General features: G+C 40.8%; 13 protein-coding genes and 2 CRISPR repeat arrays. All 13 genes read left to right on the forward strand.

The genetic code is table 11. The features are described 5' to 3' along the window. Positions 1-113: 113 nt before the first annotated feature. The 13 genes from CEQ75_RS11955 (at position 114) to CEQ75_RS12015 (ending at position 21979) form a co-directional block, all read left to right on the forward strand. Positions 114-809, forward strand: a complete 696-nt coding sequence (locus CEQ75_RS11955; RefSeq protein ID WP_089610918.1) for a CRISPR-associated protein Cas6 — start codon at positions 114-116, stop codon at positions 807-809. 4 nt (positions 810-813) lie between these two features. Next, complete coding sequence (locus CEQ75_RS11960; protein ID WP_089610920.1) at positions 814-2610, forward strand: hypothetical protein; 1797 nt, start codon at positions 814-816, stop codon at positions 2608-2610. A 1-nt stretch (position 2611) separates the two neighbouring features. Then, positions 2612-3541: a type I CRISPR-associated protein Cas7 gene (locus tag CEQ75_RS11965; RefSeq protein WP_089610922.1), complete on the forward strand. Its 930-nt coding sequence runs from the start codon at positions 2612-2614 to the stop codon at positions 3539-3541. A 12-nt stretch (positions 3542-3553) separates the two neighbouring features. After that, a complete protein-coding gene (gene cas5b, locus CEQ75_RS11970) occupies positions 3554-4294 on the forward strand; it encodes a type I-B CRISPR-associated protein Cas5b (protein WP_089610924.1) in 741 nt (246 codons plus the stop codon). Between the two features lie 67 nt (positions 4295-4361). Beyond that, positions 4362-6746: a CRISPR-associated helicase/endonuclease Cas3 gene (locus CEQ75_RS11975; protein WP_089610926.1), complete on the forward strand. Its 2385-nt coding sequence runs from the start codon at positions 4362-4364 to the stop codon at positions 6744-6746. Beyond that, on the forward strand, positions 6747-7232 hold the full coding sequence (locus CEQ75_RS11980; RefSeq protein WP_089610928.1) for a CRISPR-associated protein Cas4: 486 nt from the start codon (positions 6747-6749) through the stop codon (positions 7230-7232). Positions 7233-7250: 18 nt separating this feature from the next. Beyond that, positions 7251-8258: a type I-B CRISPR-associated endonuclease Cas1b gene (gene cas1b / locus CEQ75_RS11985; RefSeq protein WP_089610930.1), complete on the forward strand. Its 1008-nt coding sequence runs from the start codon at positions 7251-7253 to the stop codon at positions 8256-8258. Next, positions 8255-8539: a CRISPR-associated endonuclease Cas2 gene (cas2, locus tag CEQ75_RS11990; protein ID WP_089610931.1), complete on the forward strand. Its 285-nt coding sequence runs from the start codon at positions 8255-8257 to the stop codon at positions 8537-8539. Before cas1b ends, cas2 begins: the two co-directional genes overlap by 4 nt. A 176-nt stretch (positions 8540-8715) precedes the next feature. After that, positions 8716-12621: direct repeats of the CRISPR family, unit length 30 nt; unit sequence GCGGAACCTCCACATTGGATGTATTGAAAT. 119 nt (positions 12622-12740) lie between these two features. Further along, positions 12741-14330, forward strand: coding sequence for an IS21 family transposase (gene istA / locus CEQ75_RS11995; RefSeq protein WP_089608934.1), 1590 nt, complete (start codon positions 12741-12743; stop codon positions 14328-14330). Then, complete coding sequence (gene istB / locus CEQ75_RS12000; protein WP_089608935.1) at positions 14327-15106, forward strand: IS21-like element helper ATPase IstB; 780 nt, start codon at positions 14327-14329, stop codon at positions 15104-15106. The genes istA and istB overlap by 4 nt, the downstream gene beginning before the upstream one ends. A 229-nt stretch (positions 15107-15335) precedes the next feature. Beyond that, a CRISPR array of direct repeats spans positions 15336-20093; the repeat unit is 30 nt; unit sequence GCGGAACCTCCACATTGGATGTATTGAAAT. Between the two features lie 55 nt (positions 20094-20148). Continuing rightward, on the forward strand, positions 20149-20541 hold the full coding sequence (locus CEQ75_RS12005; protein ID WP_089610933.1) for a zinc-binding dehydrogenase: 393 nt from the start codon (positions 20149-20151) through the stop codon (positions 20539-20541). Between the two features lie 106 nt (positions 20542-20647). Next, on the forward strand, positions 20648-21763 hold the full coding sequence (trpD, locus tag CEQ75_RS12010) for an anthranilate phosphoribosyltransferase (protein WP_198306528.1): 1116 nt from the start codon (positions 20648-20650) through the stop codon (positions 21761-21763). Further along, entirely contained in the window at positions 21764-21979 is a 216-nt protein-coding gene (locus CEQ75_RS12015; RefSeq protein WP_089610935.1) for a hypothetical protein, read from the forward strand. The last annotated feature ends 129 nt before the right edge of the window (positions 21980-22108 follow it).

Here is a 22108-nt window from a genome sequence, read left to right on the forward strand (position 1 = left end):
TTCATAAATCTCTGAAAAGATTGACATTCCGCAGAGAATGATATATTATGAATTAACAAACCATTATTATCTAGCAAATATAATAACGTTGAGATTGAAAGGTGGTGAAAAAGTTGAACCATTATCATGAAATCGTATTTACAATTCAATTTTTAAAGGATGTCACATTTGACGAGGTGCAATCGGGGATTGCGGAACTCATAAACCGAAGCATGCTGCTGGATGAGGAACTAAAAAATTTCCATCATCAAAGAGGGTATAAACTATACTGTTTTTCCGCTCCGTATCCTTTGGAGCAAGATAAGATTTATCGGGAAGGTCGAATGTACTGTTTTAATCTGCGCACAATGCATTTAAACTTTGCTTTAAAGATTAAGCAATATTTATCGAAGACTCATGGGATTGCTAAGGTCATTTCAAGTGACTTAAAAAACTATTCTTTTAAGCACATTAATGAATTAATAACCCTAACACCTATCGTATGCACTTTGAACAATAGATGTTGGTTACATAATGATGGAATCGCACTTCTATCAGAAAGACTGCATCTAAACGCATATAAGAAATGCAAAAGCCTAGACGATTCATTTGAAGAAACGGCAGAATTCTTTTTTGACAGAATAGAAATTCTTAACAAAGTCGCAATTAAAATCAAGTACAAAGGTAAGAATACTATATTGCTCGGACACAAAATTAAGCTATCTGTAAAACCTCAACCATGGGCTCAGCAGATGGCCAATATCGTGCTGGCATCCGGTGCTTTGGAAAAAAATAGTCTGGGATTAGGATACTGTTTGGCCAGGAGGTGAAAGGATGTTTAAGGAACTGCTCCAGGAGTTTATGAATCACCAGGTGCAAGATACTAAATTTGATGTGGACACGATTGTGATCCAGAATTATAAACTTAAACCAGGACTATATTTCCGCATAAGGGAAAATAATGAGACAGATTGCTATTTTGTCAAAAAGTCAACAGCACCTGACAATGACCCATTAGTGGAATGGTTTAAAGAAGCTGATTTTGCGAGTACCTTGATAGAAATGAATAAACCAATTGACCCCAAAAAACAAATCCATAGTAACAATATTTATACCTTGTTTTGTAAACACGATGTTTTTATAGGTGAGCGCGGTATTAACCCAGATTTAATGGAGCATATTGATCGTTATTTTGATGCTTTACCAAAGATCAAGGATAAAAAAAGTGAAGAAATTCTTGCAACTGCCGGATATCAGCCTTTAAATACGGAAACTGTCGAAGAATGTAAAACGAAATTTTTGAATGTTTTAGATGCTATTAAAGACATGATTATCCAATACGATATTAAAGATAATAGCTATGTAAAGCTGTTCCTGGATGTGTCCCTTGAAAAATATCAATATGAAAGCGGCCGCTATTTATTGCCGCGCATATTCAACAGTAACAATTATAACATTATGATGGATGAACAGGTAATTGGTCTTTCTAATGCAAATATGGGTATGAATGCTAAAAAACCTTATCTGGAGCATAAAACAACACAATTTAAAGTTCCCTACCGAATTACTGCGGAGGATGGAGTTCTACTACATAAGTTCTTCTTGTGGCTGAATGGACTGGAACTAGAAGGAAAAACCCTTTATACCGGTTACATCCCTGTGGGAGTTCATTTGCCGGGACTATTTGCCGTAGCCAAGGATATAAAAGTTCGGAGTTCGGCCATGTATGTCAACCTGGATCGTGGCATCAATGTGACCATCGATGACTATGACTTTTTACCAAGATTTAATAACAGCATGGACAAACCCATTCGCTTTAAAGATTATTTTGAATCATCAAATTACCCCAGTCAAAAATTGAACAAGTTAAACGAAGTGGAGACTCATATCAATTTATACCTATATGGCGGACATTTGATACGAAACTATTATACCGAAAGAGTAAAGGTTACGGATAATTTGTCACGAGAACTAGCCGTGCAAATTGTAACGTCACGGGATGCAATGCATGATTGGTTGAGGAAAGGAAATGAAGTACCGATTAGAAGTTGTGTGGACAAGGTTTCGATGGGCGTGCTCTTGGCTCGGTTACAGAACCTTGAATATGTATCTGCTTTAGCCCAAATGCTAAATGTAAGGCTGGCACTTTTAAACTATTTTAACAAGGAGGAAAATGATATGGGTTATGTCATGGAAGAGACATATCTAAGTTTAAAGGACAAGGTGCTTAGCAAAAACAAAAATGAGCATATTGCTTGCCAAAATTCTCTGGAATTTTATATAGCGGCAGGCCAGATTCTCTATTACTATTTCAGTTTAAGTGAAGCTCAGAAGATGCACTATGATGTCTTTTTGAGGGGGATTGTTTCGGCTAAGAACATTCAAACTATTAAAGATGAACATTATAAATATCTTCATAAATATTCTTATGCTATCGACTATAATAATCAGCGTTTTAATAACATGTTAAGCATTGTGACTTCTTACGCCCCCGAAAATGAAGAATCAATTGACCGTGATGCACTGTTATACGGATTTGCAGCTAATAATATTATTTACTTTAAAGATGATGATAAGAGTAAACAGGATAATAATGAAGTAAAACCGGATGAAAATGAAGGGGGTAAATGAAATGAAGAAAAACAATAGAGTATACGGTATTCTCGCCGTTGGAGCTTATATGGCAAATTTTAATGCGGATTTGTCAGGGTATCCCAAAACCACCGCGGATAATATTATTTTAGGCAGTGACAAAGCTTTAAAGTATCCTATGAAGCGGATGTGGATGATTCAAGGGGAACCGGTGCTATATATCAAGAGCATGCAAATTAAGGAAGATAAAGGAGGAGAAAAGCTACAGCCCCGAGATCTTAATGAAAGATATTCCTTCCTTTTCGGTAGTTTAGATGAAAAGACTTCTTCAAAGGAAGTCTTAGGAAAACTTTTTTCAGCCATTGATGTCATGAATTTTGGTGCTACCTTTGCTGAAAAAAAACAAAACATCAGTATTACAGGGGCAGTGCAGATTAATCAGGGGTTAAATCTCTACAAGGATACAGAGATACTTGTTCAAGATATTCTCTCACCTTTTCGCAATTCTAATGAGAAGAGTGAAGACAAGCTGGCCTCTTCCATGGGGACAAAAATTGTCACAGACGAAGCTCATTATGTTTACTCATTCTCGGTTAATCCGGCGAATTATCACGACTATATTGGATTAGCTAATGGCTTTGAAGGGTACACGCAGGAAGCTTATGACAAGTTCAAATGTGCAGCTCGAGTAGCAACGACTGCCTTTAATACCAACTCCAAAAGCGGTTGCGAAAATGAACTGGCCGTCTTTATTGAATTAAAAGAAGAAAGCCAATTATTCTTAGCCAATTTGGATCGTTATGTCAGTGCGCAAAGGGATGGGGATCATATCCTTTATGATCTTTCAAAATTGGCCCAAGCTCTGGAGCCGCACTATGATCAGATTCAATCTGTGGAGATTTATTGCAATCTCGCGACAATCAAGGTAAATTGTGGTTCGCTGCCCGGCAAAGTAGAATCTATATATTAAGAGGTGGTGTTGATGAAAAGCATCCGATTTACTCTGTCGGGGAAGGCCGCTTGCTTTCGCCAACCCGATGTAAACGCCCAGGTTTATTTTACCTATAATAATATTCATAAGGTCGCCTTATTAGGGCTGCTCGGGGCAATTCTGGGGTTAAGCGGATACCGAAATTACAAGCTATACGACCAGAAGGAACCAGATTACCCGGAATTTTATCAAGTGCTGTCGAGTCTGTATGTAGCAATTATCCCCAATGGGGAAAATGGCTATTTCACAAAGAAAATTCAGTATTTTAATAATAGCGTCGGATATGCCTCGAAAGAACAAGGCGGGAATCTTCAGGTGCGGGAACAATGGCTGGAACATCCCAGCTGGACGATCTTCCTTGCCCAGAATAACTTGCCGGATGGGACATGGGACAAGCTTTGTCACAGTTTACTCCATGGACAATGTATTTATATTCCTTATCTTGGGCGTAATGATTTTCCTGCTCAGATAGATGCGGTGAGTATGGTGGAACTAACTCCTACCCGTGCATCTCGAATTGATTCCTTGTTTAGATTCGACGGCGACCTTAGAGCATTGGATGGAGGAGGACCATCCCAATATCTATTTGTAGAAAATGCCCCTCTAGCTTTAGTCCGGAAACATAACTTTTATGAATTTGCTCGTTTTATTTACACAAATGGCAATATTCCCATAGGATACCTGCCCGACCATTTATATACAGATGGTCAACGGCAATATTATTTCTATTAAGCACGATGTACAATGGGGTGGAAAGTAGGGAAAATGGCTTTCTATCCCATTGACAGGGGGTGACATTGTGAAAACTGTCGAATTATTAACTCCTGAAGCCATAAAAGATACGCGCTATCTCGCCCATACCAGGATTGTTGGTGAAAGGAAAGAAACCGAAACCCTTCTGGCACATTCTGATCTAACTCTGCATTACCTTGCTATCTATTGTGATCAGAAGGGAATTGAGAACATTACAAAAGACTTGATCAAATGTTGTGGATTTTCTGATGAAGAAGGCGAAAAGGTTTATCAATTATTTTGCTATGCCATCTATTTACATGATTTTGGAAAGATCAACCCGCGTTATCAGTATCAGGTTTTAGAAAATAAAGATTTCCGGCTTATGATCAGGAAAGCAAACAATTCTCATCATGCTTTAGCTTCAAGTTATTTGTATATTGATTATATGTATCAAGTTCTATTAAAAAATCCTTCAGAAGCAATGAAGAAATGTCTGAGTGCATTCGCATATTGCATCTATAAACACCATGGGGAATTAGGTGATGGAAGTCAGTTTTCTAAGTTGGAGCTTTGGGATGAAGAGTATTTTCAAAGTGTGCTTGATGAAAGTGTTTTTGAAGACATTCAATATTATATGCAGGAGTCTAAGTCGATTAAAGATCCTGTCAGCTTTTACATTCTTTGTCGATTACTTTACGCATTGATAACGGGCTGTGATTATTGTGCTACTGAAGAATTTATGACAGGTCAGCCGGTGCAGCCGATGGTGATCCAAAACAGAGGAGAAGACCTAAAGCAAAGCTATGATGAAAGTACCCTGGTCAATAGCATCAGGCAGTTCCATAAGGATCCAAAAACTTTCCGAGGAACTCCAATCAATGCTCTGCGCAATGAAATATTTATTGAGTCAGAAGCTAATCTTAAGGAAAATCCGGAAGCTCATATTTATTATCTGGAGGCACCAACGGGAGCTGGAAAAACGAACATGGCCATCAATCTTAGTTTGCGTGTTCTTGAGATCGATCCGCAGATTAATAATATTTTCTACATATTCCCTTTTAATACTTTGGTGGAGCAAACAAAAGATACACTGTTGCCTTTTTTCGGAGATCAAATTGCAGTGGTTAATTCCCTTACTCCCGTTGTTATGGGTGGAGATGGTGAGAAAGACAATTATGAAGCAGCCTGGCTGGATCGCCTTTTTAATAACTATCCGATTGTTTTAACTTCACATATCAATTTCTTTAATGCTTTGTTTGGGTGCGGACGGGAACGTTGCTTTCCGCTGCTTAAGCTATGTAATAGTGTAATCATTTTGGACGAAATTCAAAGTTACAAGAATAGTATCTGGCGAGAAATCATTACTTTTCTCCAAGGCTACGCCCGGCAGCTAAATATGAAGATCATAATTATGTCGGCCACACTTCCTCAATTAGACTTGCTGCTTAAGACGGTCGAGGGCAAGTTTGTCTCATTAGTGAAGGATCCACAAAAGTATTATCAGCATCCTCTTTTTAAAGGAAGAGTTCATTTGGATTTCTCTTTGTTGGAAAAGGGTAAGATTACTATAGAAGAACTTAAAGATGAAGTATTACGGTTTAAAGATAAAAGAGTGTTAGTGGAATTCATTAAAAAAAAGACAGCCAGGGAATTTTTCGAACTTTGCAAGGAAGAATGTCATGCTGTTTTACTTACAGGTGACGATAATGGGGCAAGAAGAGAACAGATCATAAAAAGGATTAATAACGGGGAAAAGATGGTTTTGATTGCAACGCAAGTAATCGAAGCTGGAGTCAACATTGATATGGAAATTGGTTTTAAGGATATTTCTCTTCCGGATGCCGAAGAACAATTTTTGGGACGAATCAATCGGTCATGCTTGAACACTAGCGGTGCTGTTGCCTATTTCTTTGATCTTGACAATGAGGAAGTAATTTATCGGGGAGACGCTCGCTTGCGTTATTCCGTCAGGGATGTTGCTATTCGAAGAAAGGTAGAGGAGAAGCGTTTTGACGAAATTTATGCCCAGGTTTTTGCTGATTTGATTGCTAAGACCAGTATGGCAAATAAGATGAATTTGGCATACTTAGATAATGATTGTGTTCAGTTAAATTGTAAGCGCATAGAGGATCAGATGCGTTTAATTGATCAGAGTTATCAATTATTCATTCCATATATTTGGGAAGATTTAAATGGTTATGATGTGTGGGAAGAATATAGAGCTTTAGGTATGAATCGGGATATGGGATATGCTCAGCGAAAAATTGAATTTTCCAGGTTGGCATTAAAGATGTCTTATTTTACTTTTACCGTATTTCGAAACAAGATACCATACGGGGTAGAAGAGTATGGCGGATATTATTTTATTGATGGCGGAGAGCAATTCGTCACAGACGGAGTGTTGGATCGGACGGCATTAGAGGAGTTTTACGGAGGGATGTTTTTATAAATGCTGACAGGAACTATTGTGAATTACTATACACATTGTCAAAGACAGTGCTGGTTATTTTCACATAATCTAAACATGGAAGACAATTCGGAGGACGTTAGGATCGGCAAAGTGCTGCATGAACTGAAAAAGCAAGGAACGGAAGAAATCGCATTAGAAGGAATCAAGCTGGATAAGCTGACGGCGGAGTATGTCACGGAAATCAAAAAATCGGATGCCGATTTAGCTGCGGCGAAAGCCCAGTTGGAATTCTATTTAGTTACTCTGTATGACAAGGGGATTATACGCAAAGGTTGCTTAGAATGCCTGGAGAAGAATAAGCAAAGTAAAAGTGTCCACACATTAGTGATGTCGGAGGAAGATATCGAAGAACGGAAAGCTTATTATCGTCAGATCGAGGATTTCCTAGAACAAGAACAACCTCCATCTCCGGTTTTTAAGCCTATTTGCAAGAAATGTGCCTACTATGATTATTGCTTTATCTAGTTAAGGGAGGGATGAAGAATCAGTAAGAGTAATGAGACGCGTTATATTTTTTCGTCCGGAGAGTTATTTCAAAAGGATTTTTCCATTGTACTCCGTAAGGATGAGAAAAATATTTATTTACCAATAAAGGATACACGAGAATTATATTGCTTTAATGATATAACCCTCAGTACGAAAATGCTGCAGTTATTATCAAAGGCAGGCATCATCGTTCATTTCTTTGGTTATCATGGAAACTATATCGGAACATTTTATCCGAAGGAGCAATTAATAAGCGGTAGGCTGACTGTCGCTCAGGCCTTAGCTTATAAAGATAAAAGAATGATGATTGCCGGGGCAATAGTTAAAGGAATTGCCCGTAATATCTATTTTGTGCTTTATCATTATTATCGTCATGGAAAAAATGAATTTAAGGATTACCTTGATTGGTTACGCAAAGATGTTCCGAATTTGGTTGATAAGACAAATGATATCAATCAACTGCTTCGTGTAGAAGGGGCGATCTGGGCAAAATTCTACCAAAGTTTCCGAACCATCTTACCGGAATCATTTGCGATGAACAAAAGGGTAAAAAGGCCTCCTGACAATCCCATAAATGCTTTGATATCTTTTGGTAATTCCTTACTGTATACGAAGGTGATTACAGAAATCTATCACACCCACCTAGATCAAGCCATATCTTTTTTGCATGAGCCTGCAGAACGCCGCTTTTCATTAAGCTTAGATTTATCAGAAGTGTTTAAACCGGTGTTGGTTTTTAAGACGATATTCGACTGTGTTAATAATAGGAAGATTACCGTAGAGAAACATTTTGACAAAAAATTGAATTATGCCTTACTCAATGAAAGCGGGCGTAAAGTCTTTATTGAGGCGTTCGAGGAACGTCTGAACCAGGCTTTTGAGCACCAAACTTTAAAAAGAAGGTGCAGCTATAAACATGCTATTAGACTGGATGGATATAAGTTAATTAAATTTATAATGGAGGAGAAAAGTTTTACCCCTTTTAGTTTGGAGGATAAGAAATGAAAAATTTCAACTATAACTATGTAATTCTTTTTTATGATGTTGGCGAAAAACGTGTAACGAAGGTATTCAAGATATGTAAGCAGTATCTGAAGCATTATCAAAAATCTGTTTTCAGGGGACATATCACTCCTGGAAACTTTTTGGAACTTAAGGGGAAACTCAAAAAAGTAATTGACCCGGAGTATGATTTTATAACATTTATTCAAACAATGAGTGAGTCATCTTTTCACGAAGAAAGTATGGGTAATACGGGCATTGATCCTGAGTCATTAATTATTTGATTTTTTCCATGTTAGACTATATAGTTAAAGGGTAAGAAGCTTGATACAAGAGTGATGAGGGACGATAGAGATAAATTTTGTTATAATTTAGTTCAGCATGGAAAAATGAGCGGTAAAAGCTGATGTAATACGGCTTAGCGGTTTTTACTAAACTGGAAAGCGGCCATTTTATCTTGGCGGAACCTCCACATTGGATGTATTGAAATTTGAGCAAATCTTCATCGCTTATTTCATCAAACTTAGCGGAACCTCCACATTGGATGTATTGAAATCCAAGAAAGTAATAAGCGGCGCGGGAGAGATGCGATAGCGGAACCTCCACATTGGATGTATTGAAATAGGACTTGGCTGAGTTTGAATTACTGGACAGAATAGCGGAACCTCCACATTGGATGTATTGAAATTTAATTCTAACTGTTATTAGATTTTTTTCTCCTTGCGCGGAACCTCCACATTGGATGTATTGAAATAGCGTTAATTTTAGCTGGTGTAAGTATTACGTCTGGGCGGAACCTCCACATTGGATGTATTGAAATAAACGACAGAATGATTGATAGACAAATTCGAGGAGTGCGGAACCTCCACATTGGATGTATTGAAATTTGTTCTGCCATTGCTCCCGGATGTGGGGATATTTAGCGGAACCTCCACATTGGATGTATTGAAATTAATTTCCATAACCACACCTTCTAAACCATTGATAGCGGAACCTCCACATTGGATGTATTGAAATATCTCAAACTCATTTTCATTGTTCTGCCATTGCTCCGCGGAACCTCCACATTGGATGTATTGAAATATAAACTTGTCCGCTTTCTCGGAAAAAATAAATGCAGCGGAACCTCCACATTGGATGTATTGAAATTGTTCCCTGCAAATCTGATTTACTTTAAGCAAGTATTGCGGAACCTCCACATTGGATGTATTGAAATTAAAAGAATCCTGTTCCTCCGTATTCGACAGTGCTAGCGGAACCTCCACATTGGATGTATTGAAATTAGTTTGCATTATGCAGGTAATACACGCTGTAAAAGGCGGAACCTCCACATTGGATGTATTGAAATAAGCTAATAAACCAAATCTATTTATTTGTCTAAACGCGGAACCTCCACATTGGATGTATTGAAATAAGTTAATAGAAATGTATATGTCTTTAAAAGGAAAAGCGGAACCTCCACATTGGATGTATTGAAATTAGTTTGCATTATGCAGGTAATACACGCTGTAAAAGCGGAACCTCCACATTGGATGTATTGAAATTAGCTTGTCAGGCTCCGGAAAGATTCTTCACATATAGCGGAACCTCCACATTGGATGTATTGAAATAACTAACGTCAGTTACATTCGGGTCTGTTTCTGTAGCGGAACCTCCACATTGGATGTATTGAAATTCACGCCAAAACTCCCCGCCGCTGTGCTTTTTAAAGCGGAACCTCCACATTGGATGTATTGAAATCGATACAGCATGATATCGCGCCGCTTGCCCCAACGGGCGGAACCTCCACATTGGATGTATTGAAATAAAGGGAAAAGACAAATTAATACTTCTGGTTGTCTTGCGGAACCTCCACATTGGATGTATTGAAATGGTGTTGTTTATACACAAGTAAAAGATCTTATATTTGCGGAACCTCCACATTGGATGTATTGAAATATGGCTTTTTGGGGCATTTGCTTTTTTAAAGACTTAGCGGAACCTCCACATTGGATGTATTGAAATCCAAGAAAGGGGAGAAGAGAAGTGCCAAGCAAACCGCGGAACCTCCACATTGGATGTATTGAAATACATTACTGCCAGTTAGCGTGACACCAGAGCCGGCTGCGGAACCTCCACATTGGATGTATTGAAATAAGTCAAACTTGGGCTGCGCCTTCCGGAATCCGATCCTCCACATTGGATGTATTGAAATAAACTCGCGCCACCCATGCCAATTATTAGCACTCAGCGGAACCTCCACATTGGATGTATTGAAATTTGATCCCAACGGCCAAAAAGGCGGCCAGCAGCTCCGCGGAACCTCCACATTGGATGTATTGAAATTGATTATGACTTAATAAGTTATGAGTTGGTGCAAACAGCGGAACCTCCACATTGGATGTATTGAAATTTGATCCGCTCTACAAAATTATTACCGGTGACGAAGCGGAACCTCCACATTGGATGTATTGAAATTTAAACTACCGTCTTTAAACAGTAGCGCCTCAGGAGCGGAACCTCCACATTGGATGTATTGAAATAAAACAGGGAGAACTCCCTTGATTGATCCAGGCACGGCGGAACCTCCACATTGGATGTATTGAAATTGGCTAAATAAGCACATAAAGGATTGGCAGGAAGAGCGGAACCTCCACATTGGATGTATTGAAATTGTGCGAGACTAATTACTCCTAGCCTAGATGTCTTAAGCGGAACCTCCACATTGGATGTATTGAAATAAATATCACCTCCTTTCGTGAAATTGGTACCTGGACGCGGAACCTCCACATTGGATGTATTGAAATCATTGACCCAGGTTTCTGTCTGTACTCGTCCGCTGCGGGCGGAACCTCCACATTGGATGTATTGAAATATGTTGGCGTCCTTAGTTGCCCCACATCTATAAGCGCGGAACCTCCACATTGGATGTATTGAAATGCACATAATCGCTACACGCTTCCATATACCCCTCGCCGCGGAACCTCCACATTGGATGTATTGAAATGAATTAATGAAGAAATTGAAAAGGAAATCGAAGTCGCGGAACCTCCACATTGGATGTATTGAAATGATTTTGATCTAAGGATTTTTAAAAAATGCTTATCAGCGGAACCTCCACATTGGATGTATTGAAATGAAATTACCGGAATTATATCCTGAAGGGGGAAAAGTAGCGGAACCTCCACATTGGATGTATTGAAATAGGGAAAATAATTTTATTGGCGGGTGGTTAAATGAGCGGAACCTCCACATTGGATGTATTGAAATAATATTACCTTAAATTTAATCGCAGCTGGGGTTTGAGCGGAACCTCCACATTGGATGTATTGAAATCGTGGGGTGCGTCTCTTGATCCGGATACACCGCAAGGCGGAACCTCCACATTGGATGTATTGAAATACACCTCCTTTTTTAAAATGCCATGATCACATTGGCGCGGAACCTCCACATTGGATGTATTGAAATGCATATCCCGTATATAGGCCATGAATATTCGCAGTGCGGAACCTCCACATTGGATGTATTGAAATAAAGTTTGATCTAGGCTGCGTATTCGGATGGGTCCGCGGAACCTCCACATTGGATGTATTGAAATCCATATCAACCCCTTTTTAATCCATTAAACGGATATAGCGGAACCTCCACATTGGATGTATTGAAATGGTTTGCACTCGGCCTTGCAGGTGATAATGTTGGCTGCGGAACCTCCACATTGGATGTATTGAAATATTATTACAATGCATTGATGCTCTGCTTTATTTTTGCGGAACCTCCACATTGGATGTATTGAAATGAGTGACCTTGTAGGTCCTTACTCTATGCAAGCCCAGCGGAACCTCCACATTGGATGTATTGAAATTCAATATAGGATCCCTTTTGGAACATTAATCTCATGCGGAACCTCCACATTGGATGTATTGAAATTTAGTTTAACCTCCTAAACCTCTTATCGAAAAACTCGCGGAACCTCCACATTGGATGTATTGAAATTAAATGCCATAAAGGCTGGGGATATGGCGGTAGCTAGCGGAACCTCCACATTGGATGTATTGAAATATAAAAGAATGGGACGAAAACGGGAAGTGGATAACGCGGAACCTCCACATTGGATGTATTGAAATATACCCTCCTTTAAATTTTCAGTATCTTTGATAGTAGCGGAACCTCCACATTGGATGTATTGAAATTGGGTACAATATTGTTATAATCTTGATTATTTGAAGCGGAACCTCCACATTGGATGTATTGAAATTGCGGAAATTCCTCTCGTTGCGGTATATCTCTAAGCGCGGAACCTCCACATTGGATGTATTGAAATGAGTCAAGGATCTTGAAAAGCGGAAAAGACAAAACGGCGGAACCTCCACATTGGATGTATTGAAATGTGCCAGAGATAATGTCTGTCTATGGTAATCTAATAGTAGGCCACCGTAGTCATTGAAAAACCGGCCACAATAGATTAACCTACTTGAGAGGAAATTCAACAGGTAGGGGCTGGGAGAGATGATCACAATGAACATCAAGCAACAAATTTTAATGATGCATATTCATGAAGGGAAATCGCGCCGGGAAATTGCGAAAATAACAGGGATCAATCGGGACACCGTAGGAAAGTACATTGGACAATATGAGGAAGGGAGACAGCAATTATTGTCGAGCGGGTCGGCAGATATCCAGGCACTAGTCGACACCCTCACTTCTGCCCCCAAGTATACTGTGGGCATTCGACCCAAAAGAAAAATGACTGACGAGGTTGTGAACAGGATCCAGTTCTATCTTGACGAGAATGAAACTAAGCGAAATCAGGGGCGGCACAAGCAGCAAAAAAAAGCCATTGATATCTTTGAAGCACTGGAAGCCGAGGGTACTCAACTAAGTTACAGTACCGTTCTTCGAACCATTAGAAGCTTGGAACGGAAACCAAAGGAAGCGTTTATTAAGGCTCTGTATGAACTTGGAGACATTTGCGAATTTGATTGGGGTGAGGTTAAACTAAAAATTAATGGAAAATTTCAAGTTTTTCAGATGGCCGTATTCACAACGGCTTACGGGAACTATCGCTTTGCTTATCTGTTCACCAAACAAACAACAGAGTGTTTTCAGGAAGCACACGCCCTGTTTTTCCAGCATATCGGCCAAGTGTATCGTACCATGGTGTACGATAACATGAAAGTCGCGGTGAAAAGGTTTATTGGAACGGAGAAGGAGCCGACGCAAGGATTGCTTCAATTGTCGCTCTACTATGGTTTTCAGTATCGGTTTTGCAATATTCGCAAGGGCAACGAAAAAGGTCATGTGGAGCGAAGCGTCGAGGTCGTTCGCCGAAAAGCCTTCGCTTTTCGGGACGAATTTGAATCCCTGGAGGAGGCAAATCAATATTTGCAGGATGTGTGCACTAAGCGTAATCGTAAGTCCCATGATGAGTACAACGGCCAGACGGCGGAGGAACGATTGGAAGAAGAGCGCCCCGCATTGCTGCCCACCCTTCCACCATTTGATGCAGCTCGCGTGATTTATGGACGGGTGAACAAATATTCCACCATCATCGTTGATCAGAATCGTTACTCAGTACCGGATCATTTGGTAGGTGAATCGATCATGATTAAAGCATATGCGACCCGGGTGCGATGCTTCCATCAGGAATCCTTGGTAGCGGAGCATGTGCGATTAACCGGCAACCACGAGTGGCGGCTTGATCTGAATCATTATTTGGATACGCTAAGGAAAAAACCTGGTGCATTTGCCGGTAGTGCGGCATGGCAGCAGGCTCCTAAAAGGATAAAAGAAATATACGAAACATATTATACCAAACAAGACAAGGAATTTATACAGCTATTGCAATATATTCGAGACGATGTCCCATTTGCGGAAGTCGAGCAAGCTATTCGGGAGCTGGAGAAAATTCATCCGGCTCAAGTGACTACGGATAAAATTAAAGTGCTTTGTGCTAGGAATCGTGACGCGATGCCTGTTGTTCAACCAAATCTCTCGAAAACGGGAAAAGAGATTGTAGAGCGGTCAGCACAGCAGCTTCGCATGTACGATGACATGTTTGATACCCATACACCAAAAGCAAAGGAGGACGTTGCATGAGTAACGCGCCGCGCAAGGCGTTTAAGGAAGCGATATTGGAATATAGCAAAGAACTGAGACTCCCTATGATTCGTAAGCATTTGGATGAGCAAGTTCGGGAGTCAACGCAGCAGGATGCCAGTTATGAAGCATTTCTGGCGCAGTTACTGGAGAAGGAATGTGATGCTCGTCGGGAAGCCTCGCGGCATAATCGCATTCGTCTGGCTGAATTTACACATAAAAAGTACCTTGAAGATTTGGTCATCGCGGATTTGCCAGATGATGCCCAAAAGAAGTTAAAGCAGCTGAAAACATTAGAGTTTATTCAGGAGGGGCGCAACATTATTCTGGCGGGGAACCCGGGAACAGGCAAGACGCATGTGAGTATTGGGCTAGGCTTAAAGGCCTGCCTGGAGGGATATAAAGTATGGTTTACAACTGTTCCCCTCCTCATTAACCGGATTAAAGAATGCCGAGCAGAGCAAACTCTTCGAGCCTTCCAGAACCGCTTTGAAAAATATGATTTGGTTATTGCCGATGAAATGGGTTATATATCTTTTGATAAGGAAGGATCTGAATTATTGTTTACCCATTTGTCGCTGAGGGCTGGTCGCAAATCGACAATCATCACAACCAACTTATCCTTCGAACGATGGGGTGAAATTTTTCAGGATCCCGTGATGACGGCGGCCATGATTGACCGGTTGACGCATCAGTCATACATCGTCAACATGAATGGAAACTCGTACCGCATGAAAGAAACGAAGGAGTGGTTACAACAACAGCAACTGGCATGAAGAAAAAAACAATAACCCTGTATAAAGGTTTATCATGTTTTTGATAAACATTTATACAGGGTGTAACAAGCGATAGCGCGTTAGCATTCATCGTGAAACAATGCTCTTTGAAAACTAAATATGCTTATGAAACGACTAAATTTTTTTTTCTTAGTGGCCGAAAATTAAATGACTATATGGCCTAATTTTAAGTTGACAAATACAAATGTCATTTAATTCGCTTTTTAAAGCGGAACCTCCACATTGGATGTATTGAAATATCTTGAGTTGCTTTTTCTTCTTGTTTTTGAATAAAGCGGAACCTCCACATTGGATGTATTGAAATAAATTTATCTGTTTGTATAAAACTTTTCCTCCAAGCGGAACCTCCACATTGGATGTATTGAAATACGTGTGTAACTGTTCTCTTGTCATGTGTCATTCCTGCGGAACCTCCACATTGGATGTATTGAAATCAGGATATAAAAACCAGTTTAGATGGTGTTTACACGGCGGAACCTCCACATTGGATGTATTGAAATAAAAACTGTACGTCATAGATATCCTCTCGTACAAGCAGCGGAACCTCCACATTGGATGTATTGAAATGGTCCCGACAAAATAAAATTATGGGAGGGTTATAAGCGGAACCTCCACATTGGATGTATTGAAATATATGCAGTAAATATTGGATAACAGAGCAGGACTTTGCGGAACCTCCACATTGGATGTATTGAAATAGCTAAGTGTAAGCAACTTAAACACCGAGAGGATGGCGGAACCTCCACATTGGATGTATTGAAATGGAACAGATATCTATTTTAACCGCAGATAAAAGGTCGCGGAACCTCCACATTGGATGTATTGAAATGTCCTTTGTCAGTTGCCCAATCAAGATAACTTGTTAGCGGAACCTCCACATTGGATGTATTGAAATCTCACATAAGCATAAGTTTTTTGAAGATTATATGTGCGGAACCTCCACATTGGATGTATTGAAATAGAGTTGCTTAATAGGATTGCTAGGTTAGGAAGATCGCGGAACCTCCACATTGGATGTATTGAAATGCTAAAGATATGGGAAGATATGGCAATGCTGTTGTAGCGGAACCTCCACATTGGATGTATTGAAATCAAATATATCTATTTTACTTAATGAAACAGAGGTGCGCGGAACCTCCACATTGGATGTATTGAAATGACTCAGCAAAATCATTAGAGGAATCATTTTTTGATGCGGAACCTCCACATTGGATGTATTGAAATAGCCTTTCCGTTTCTTCTTTTTGCTCTGGCATACTTTGCGGAACCTCCACATTGGATGTATTGAAATAAACATTAGGATATTTTACTAACATATCATCTAAGTGCGGAACCTCCACATTGGATGTATTGAAATATGTTACTATACCTAGTTTTCTCGCGGCCTCTGCAGCGGAACCTCCACATTGGATGTATTGAAATTAGGCAAAAAACATCTGTTTTGGCTTTAAGTCTCGGCGGAACCTCCACATTGGATGTATTGAAATGCAAGAGGATTGGCGGTAGGGATAAAAAATGTATTAGCGGAACCTCCACATTGGATGTATTGAAATAAGTGATGGTTTAGCGGCACTAGATTTGAATAAAGCAGCGGAACCTCCACATTGGATGTATTGAAATACTTTTCGTCTGTCAAGCACTGGTACTGTTCCAGCCGCGGAACCTCCACATTGGATGTATTGAAATTAATATCACATAACTGTATCGCATTTCCTCGCCTCTGCGGAACCTCCACATTGGATGTATTGAAATTATGTTAGGCCATTGGTCATGGGGATAACCGCGTCGCGGAACCTCCACATTGGATGTATTGAAATGTGCAGATTTTGGACGGGCTAAATGATGTAATTTGGCGGAACCTCCACATTGGATGTATTGAAATGGAAGTTGGGTTATTCCAAAGACTACCAAGAAAAAGCGGAACCTCCACATTGGATGTATTGAAATGGAGCTGAGGCGGGATTTGAAAGCCGATGGCCACGAGCGGAACCTCCACATTGGATGTATTGAAATAATCATGGGATATATAGAGCATGCTACTATGGGTCGCGGAACCTCCACATTGGATGTATTGAAATGGCGAAGAAGAAAAGACTCAATTTATTGACGAGGTAGCGGAACCTCCACATTGGATGTATTGAAATAAACCTCGTCACCGACTATATGAAATTTTGGGATATGCGGAACCTCCACATTGGATGTATTGAAATGTTTCACCATTTCTTTCTTCATAAGAGTTACCGCTGCGGAACCTCCACATTGGATGTATTGAAATTTGGCGGCCTTGGTAAGGTAGACAACCCAAGGATATGCGGAACCTCCACATTGGATGTATTGAAATATAGGTATTGAGTGCATTGCTTGACCCGATCCTTCGCGGAACCTCCACATTGGATGTATTGAAATACGATTGTTGCATTGGGCAATAACCTTGCAACAACGCGGAACCTCCACATTGGATGTATTGAAATTAAAGTAAGTTTTGTCGGGGGTACTTATCCAGAAATGCGGAACCTCCACATTGGATGTATTGAAATAGGTTATATGCTCCACCACCACCACCTCCGGCTGCGCGGAACCTCCACATTGGATGTATTGAAATATATATCAGCACTTGGGTCTAAAGAAATTAAAAGAAGCGGAACCTCCACATTGGATGTATTGAAATTAAGAAAAATATAAAAGAACGAGAATATTTTATTTCGCGGAACCTCCACATTGGATGTATTGAAATCCGTTTCAGCATCGACCAAACTGGGGTTCATCGCCGCGGAACCTCCACATTGGATGTATTGAAATTTTTGAGTTGCACGACGAAAAGATAAAGACTATCAGCGGAACCTCCACATTGGATGTATTGAAATGAAGTTGAAGCCAAAATCATCTTGGAACGCATGAAGCGGAACCTCCACATTGGATGTATTGAAATATGAAAACCGCAATTTACATGGGGAAAGCCCCACCTTGCGGAACCTCCACATTGGATGTATTGAAATCGGCGTTGGTGGTGAGTATGGAATAGCGCGTTAAGCGGAACCTCCACATTGGATGTATTGAAATGGATTATGCAGTAGCATCCGGCATGGAGTATGAATGCGGAACCTCCACATTGGATGTATTGAAATAAGCCAATTGTCGTGCTCATAATCCTGTTAAATGTGCGGAACCTCCACATTGGATGTATTGAAATTGGGATCGCCTCCGATAACACATGTCGCTGATCATCGCGGAACCTCCACATTGGATGTATTGAAATAATGAAGTGGCTTATAAAGTGGTGACGGCGTCTTTGCGGAACCTCCACATTGGATGTATTGAAATTGATCATAGTTGTGCATATATCCAACTATGCCCTTAGCGGAACCTCCACATTGGATGTATTGAAATGCATAATCACTGCTCTCAACAATATTGACCTATTTTGCGGAACCTCCACATTGGATGTATTGAAATAGAAGTTTCCCCATGGAAAGCAAAGCGGGTGCCAAGCGGAACCTCCACATTGGATGTATTGAAATTCGCATTCCAAGTACTATCAAATACGCCGCTTCCGCGCGGAACCTCCACATTGGATGTATTGAAATGCGATAAAAACAACAAAGATGATGAGCTGCATGCTTTGCGGAACCTCCACATTGGATGTATTGAAATAGCCGATACACCCGATTAGTAATTTTCCCCTTCTCAGCGGAACCTCCACATTGGATGTATTGAAATTGAATTAAAAAGCCTGGCTGATGAATTTAAAAAACAGCGGAACCTCCACATTGGATGTATTGAAATGGACGATGGGCTTTATTTTTCGCGGTACATGGGAAGCGGAACCTCCACATTGGATGTATTGAAATAAACTGTGGGCTGATTTATTGCTATCAGAGCCGCCGCGCGGAACCTCCACATTGGATGTATTGAAATATGCAGTTTTGCTTAATAAACTCATACGCCCTCCACGCGGAACCTCCACATTGGATGTATTGAAATGATTGCCAGGAGTGTGTTAAATTTGATTTGTGCGAACGCGGAACCTCCACATTGGATGTATTGAAATATAATGGTGGGGTTTACACAATAAAGGTACGAACAAGCGGAACCTCCACATTGGATGTATTGAAATAACAGTGGACTTTTACCGTCCTGCCCATAGACTCCGCGGAACCTCCACATTGGATGTATTGAAATAATATAGCAGAATGAAACTAAAGGCTAACAATATACGCGGAACCTCCACATTGGATGTATTGAAATATAAGTTTTTGTTTTGATCATACAGAAAGGAGGTTTGCGGAACCTCCACATTGGATGTATTGAAATTACATAGAGGATGTTGGTTTTGTTAACCTTGTAAGCGCGGAACCTCCACATTGGATGTATTGAAATGGACTACTGCCAGTTAGCGTGATACCGGAATCAGCGCGGAACCTCCACATTGGATGTATTGAAATTTTTATCCTCCTTTTAGGCAGCCTGCCCGGACGAACGCGGAACCTCCACATTGGATGTATTGAAATTTTACTCACCTCCTTTCTTATATTTTTCAATGTGCTGCGGAACCTCCACATTGGATGTATTGAAATTTTGTTTTATATGCTGTAACAAAGGCTCCAATAAGGCGGAACCTCCACATTGGATGTATTGAAATGGGAATAACTGCAACAATAATGCAAGAGGAATATTTGCGGAACCTCCACATTGGATGTATTGAAATCCAATGAACATATCTTTGAATCGATCGTTGAAAAACGCGGAACCTCCACATTGGATGTATTGAAATAGAAGATTTTTGGATAAGGTGAAAGAAGCAAAAACCGCGGAACCTCCACATTGGATGTATTGAAATTTTTCAGCTATTCCTGCCGGGGCAATTGCATACCGCGGAACCTCCACATTGGATGTATTGAAATTCCTTAAGGCCGTGTCGGTTCTTGGCGTCCCAGGCGCGGAACCTCCACATTGGATGTATTGAAATAAATATCTTTTGTCAGGCCTGCTGCGTTGCGGGTATTGCGGAACCTCCACACTTGATGGAAGAGAACGCGGTAGAGCGCATTCGGACCCTTACGGCAGGAAAGGGGGCGGATGCAGCGATTCCCTGCTGTCCGGACCCCCAGGCGGTGGCGGACAGCCTGGCCGTCCTGGGTAAGAAGGGACGATTTGGCTTCTTCAGCGGTTTGGTCATGGGAGAAGATGCGCCGCACATAGATTGGAATCTCATTCATTACAAAGAGCTTGCTGTGTATGGTGCCTATGGCTGCTCCTCAAATCATAACCGGACTGCTCTGGAACTGTTAAGCTCCGGCATGGTTCGGGTGAGTGATATGACGACACGGATTCTGCCCTTCGAAGAACTTGTTCAGGGCATTGAAATGGTGGCCCGCCGGGATGATACCAATCTAATCATCGACTTAACCATTTAGCTAATTTAACCAATTGGCAGGATGGCAAAATTAAATATAAACATAACAATAACTTAACAAACAAAAAATTATAAAACGAAAAAGATAAAACGAGGAGGAACTGACAATGAGTGTAATGCATATGGATATGAGAGAATTTGGAGCAGGGATCGCACAATTAATTAATAAAGAGAATTTATCACGCAGCAAAGCGAAAGATATGTTTGTTCAGGTTTTGATGAATCAACAACCGGATCTGCAGCAGGGGGCATTTCTTTCGGCGCTTACGGCAAAAGGGGAAACCGCCGAGGAAATTGCCGGCAGCTGGGAGGCAATTTATGAACTGGATACGGTGAAAGTGAACCCCGACATCAGCGGTGATCTGGTTGAAAACAGCGGTACCGGTATGGACTCCATGAAAACATTTAATATCAGCACTGCCGCAGCAATCATTGCAGCAGCCGGGGGTGTGACCATGGCCAAGCATGGATCTCGGGCGATCACCTCGTCATGCGGCACCATCGATCTCTTGGAAGAACTGGGCATTGAAATGGAATGCGAAGCCGACCTGGTAAAAAACAGTATTGAAAAAGCCGGGATTGGCATTTTTAACGGGATGAGCTCCAAAGTGCATCCCCAGGCTTTGGGTCGGATTTTATCCCAGATTGCCTTTGGCACAACCTTAAACATCGCGGCTTCCCTGGCAAATCCTGCTGCTCCTAAATATGCGGTGCGAGGCGTATATGACCGTGAGCTGGTACTGCCGGTGGCAGAAGTGATGAAGGAAATCGGGTTTAAACGGGCCATCGTGCTCTTCGGAATGGACGGGACCGGTCCTAAAGGGATGGATGAAGCCTCCACCATCGGAGAGACCTATATTGCTGAGTTAAAAGAAAACGGAGAGATTATCCAATATACCCTGACCCCGGAAGAGTTTGGCATTAGTCGACCTGATAAAAAGGAACTGAGTCCTTATGGCAATCGCCGGGACGAAGCACTCCGTCTGCTGTCGATTTTGTCCGGCAAGGGGACCCAAGCCTGCACGGACATTGTTTGCCTGAATGCCGGTTTAATCCTGTATATATTTAACAAGACCCAGAGCATCAAAGACGGTTTTTATTTAGCAGGAGAAATTATCAGAACCAATCGGGGAATCGACAAATTACAAGAATGGGTGGAAGCGCAAAATGCTGACCCATCACAGGGATTAAAGAAACTGAACAGCCTTTTGGAGACGGTTTAAATGATTACATTATATGGGATGAAATGTGAACAGGGTTATCTTCGCAAAGTGGAATCCGGCTGCCAATGCGTGAATCTGGAAAAAGCAACGGTGGTTAAGGAGAGCGGCCTGGACGGACTGGAGGCTCTGGCGGAAAGTGCTAAACAAGCCGGTTACAAGAATATCAGGATCATTGAAATGCTGTTAACCGAAGGAAAGTGTATTAAAACATTCTGATATCACCCCTTTAAAAGAAAAACGAGTAAATTGAGGGCGGTTTTTGAATTGAATTTTTTTCAATTCAGAAACCGCCATTTAATTTACTCTTTCAATATTTTTATCCGATAACTAACTGCCACTGATAAA

This window comes from Dehalobacterium formicoaceticum (assembly GCF_002224645.1).
GTDB classification, from domain to species: domain Bacteria; phylum Bacillota; class Dehalobacteriia; order Dehalobacteriales; family Dehalobacteriaceae; genus Dehalobacterium; species Dehalobacterium formicoaceticum.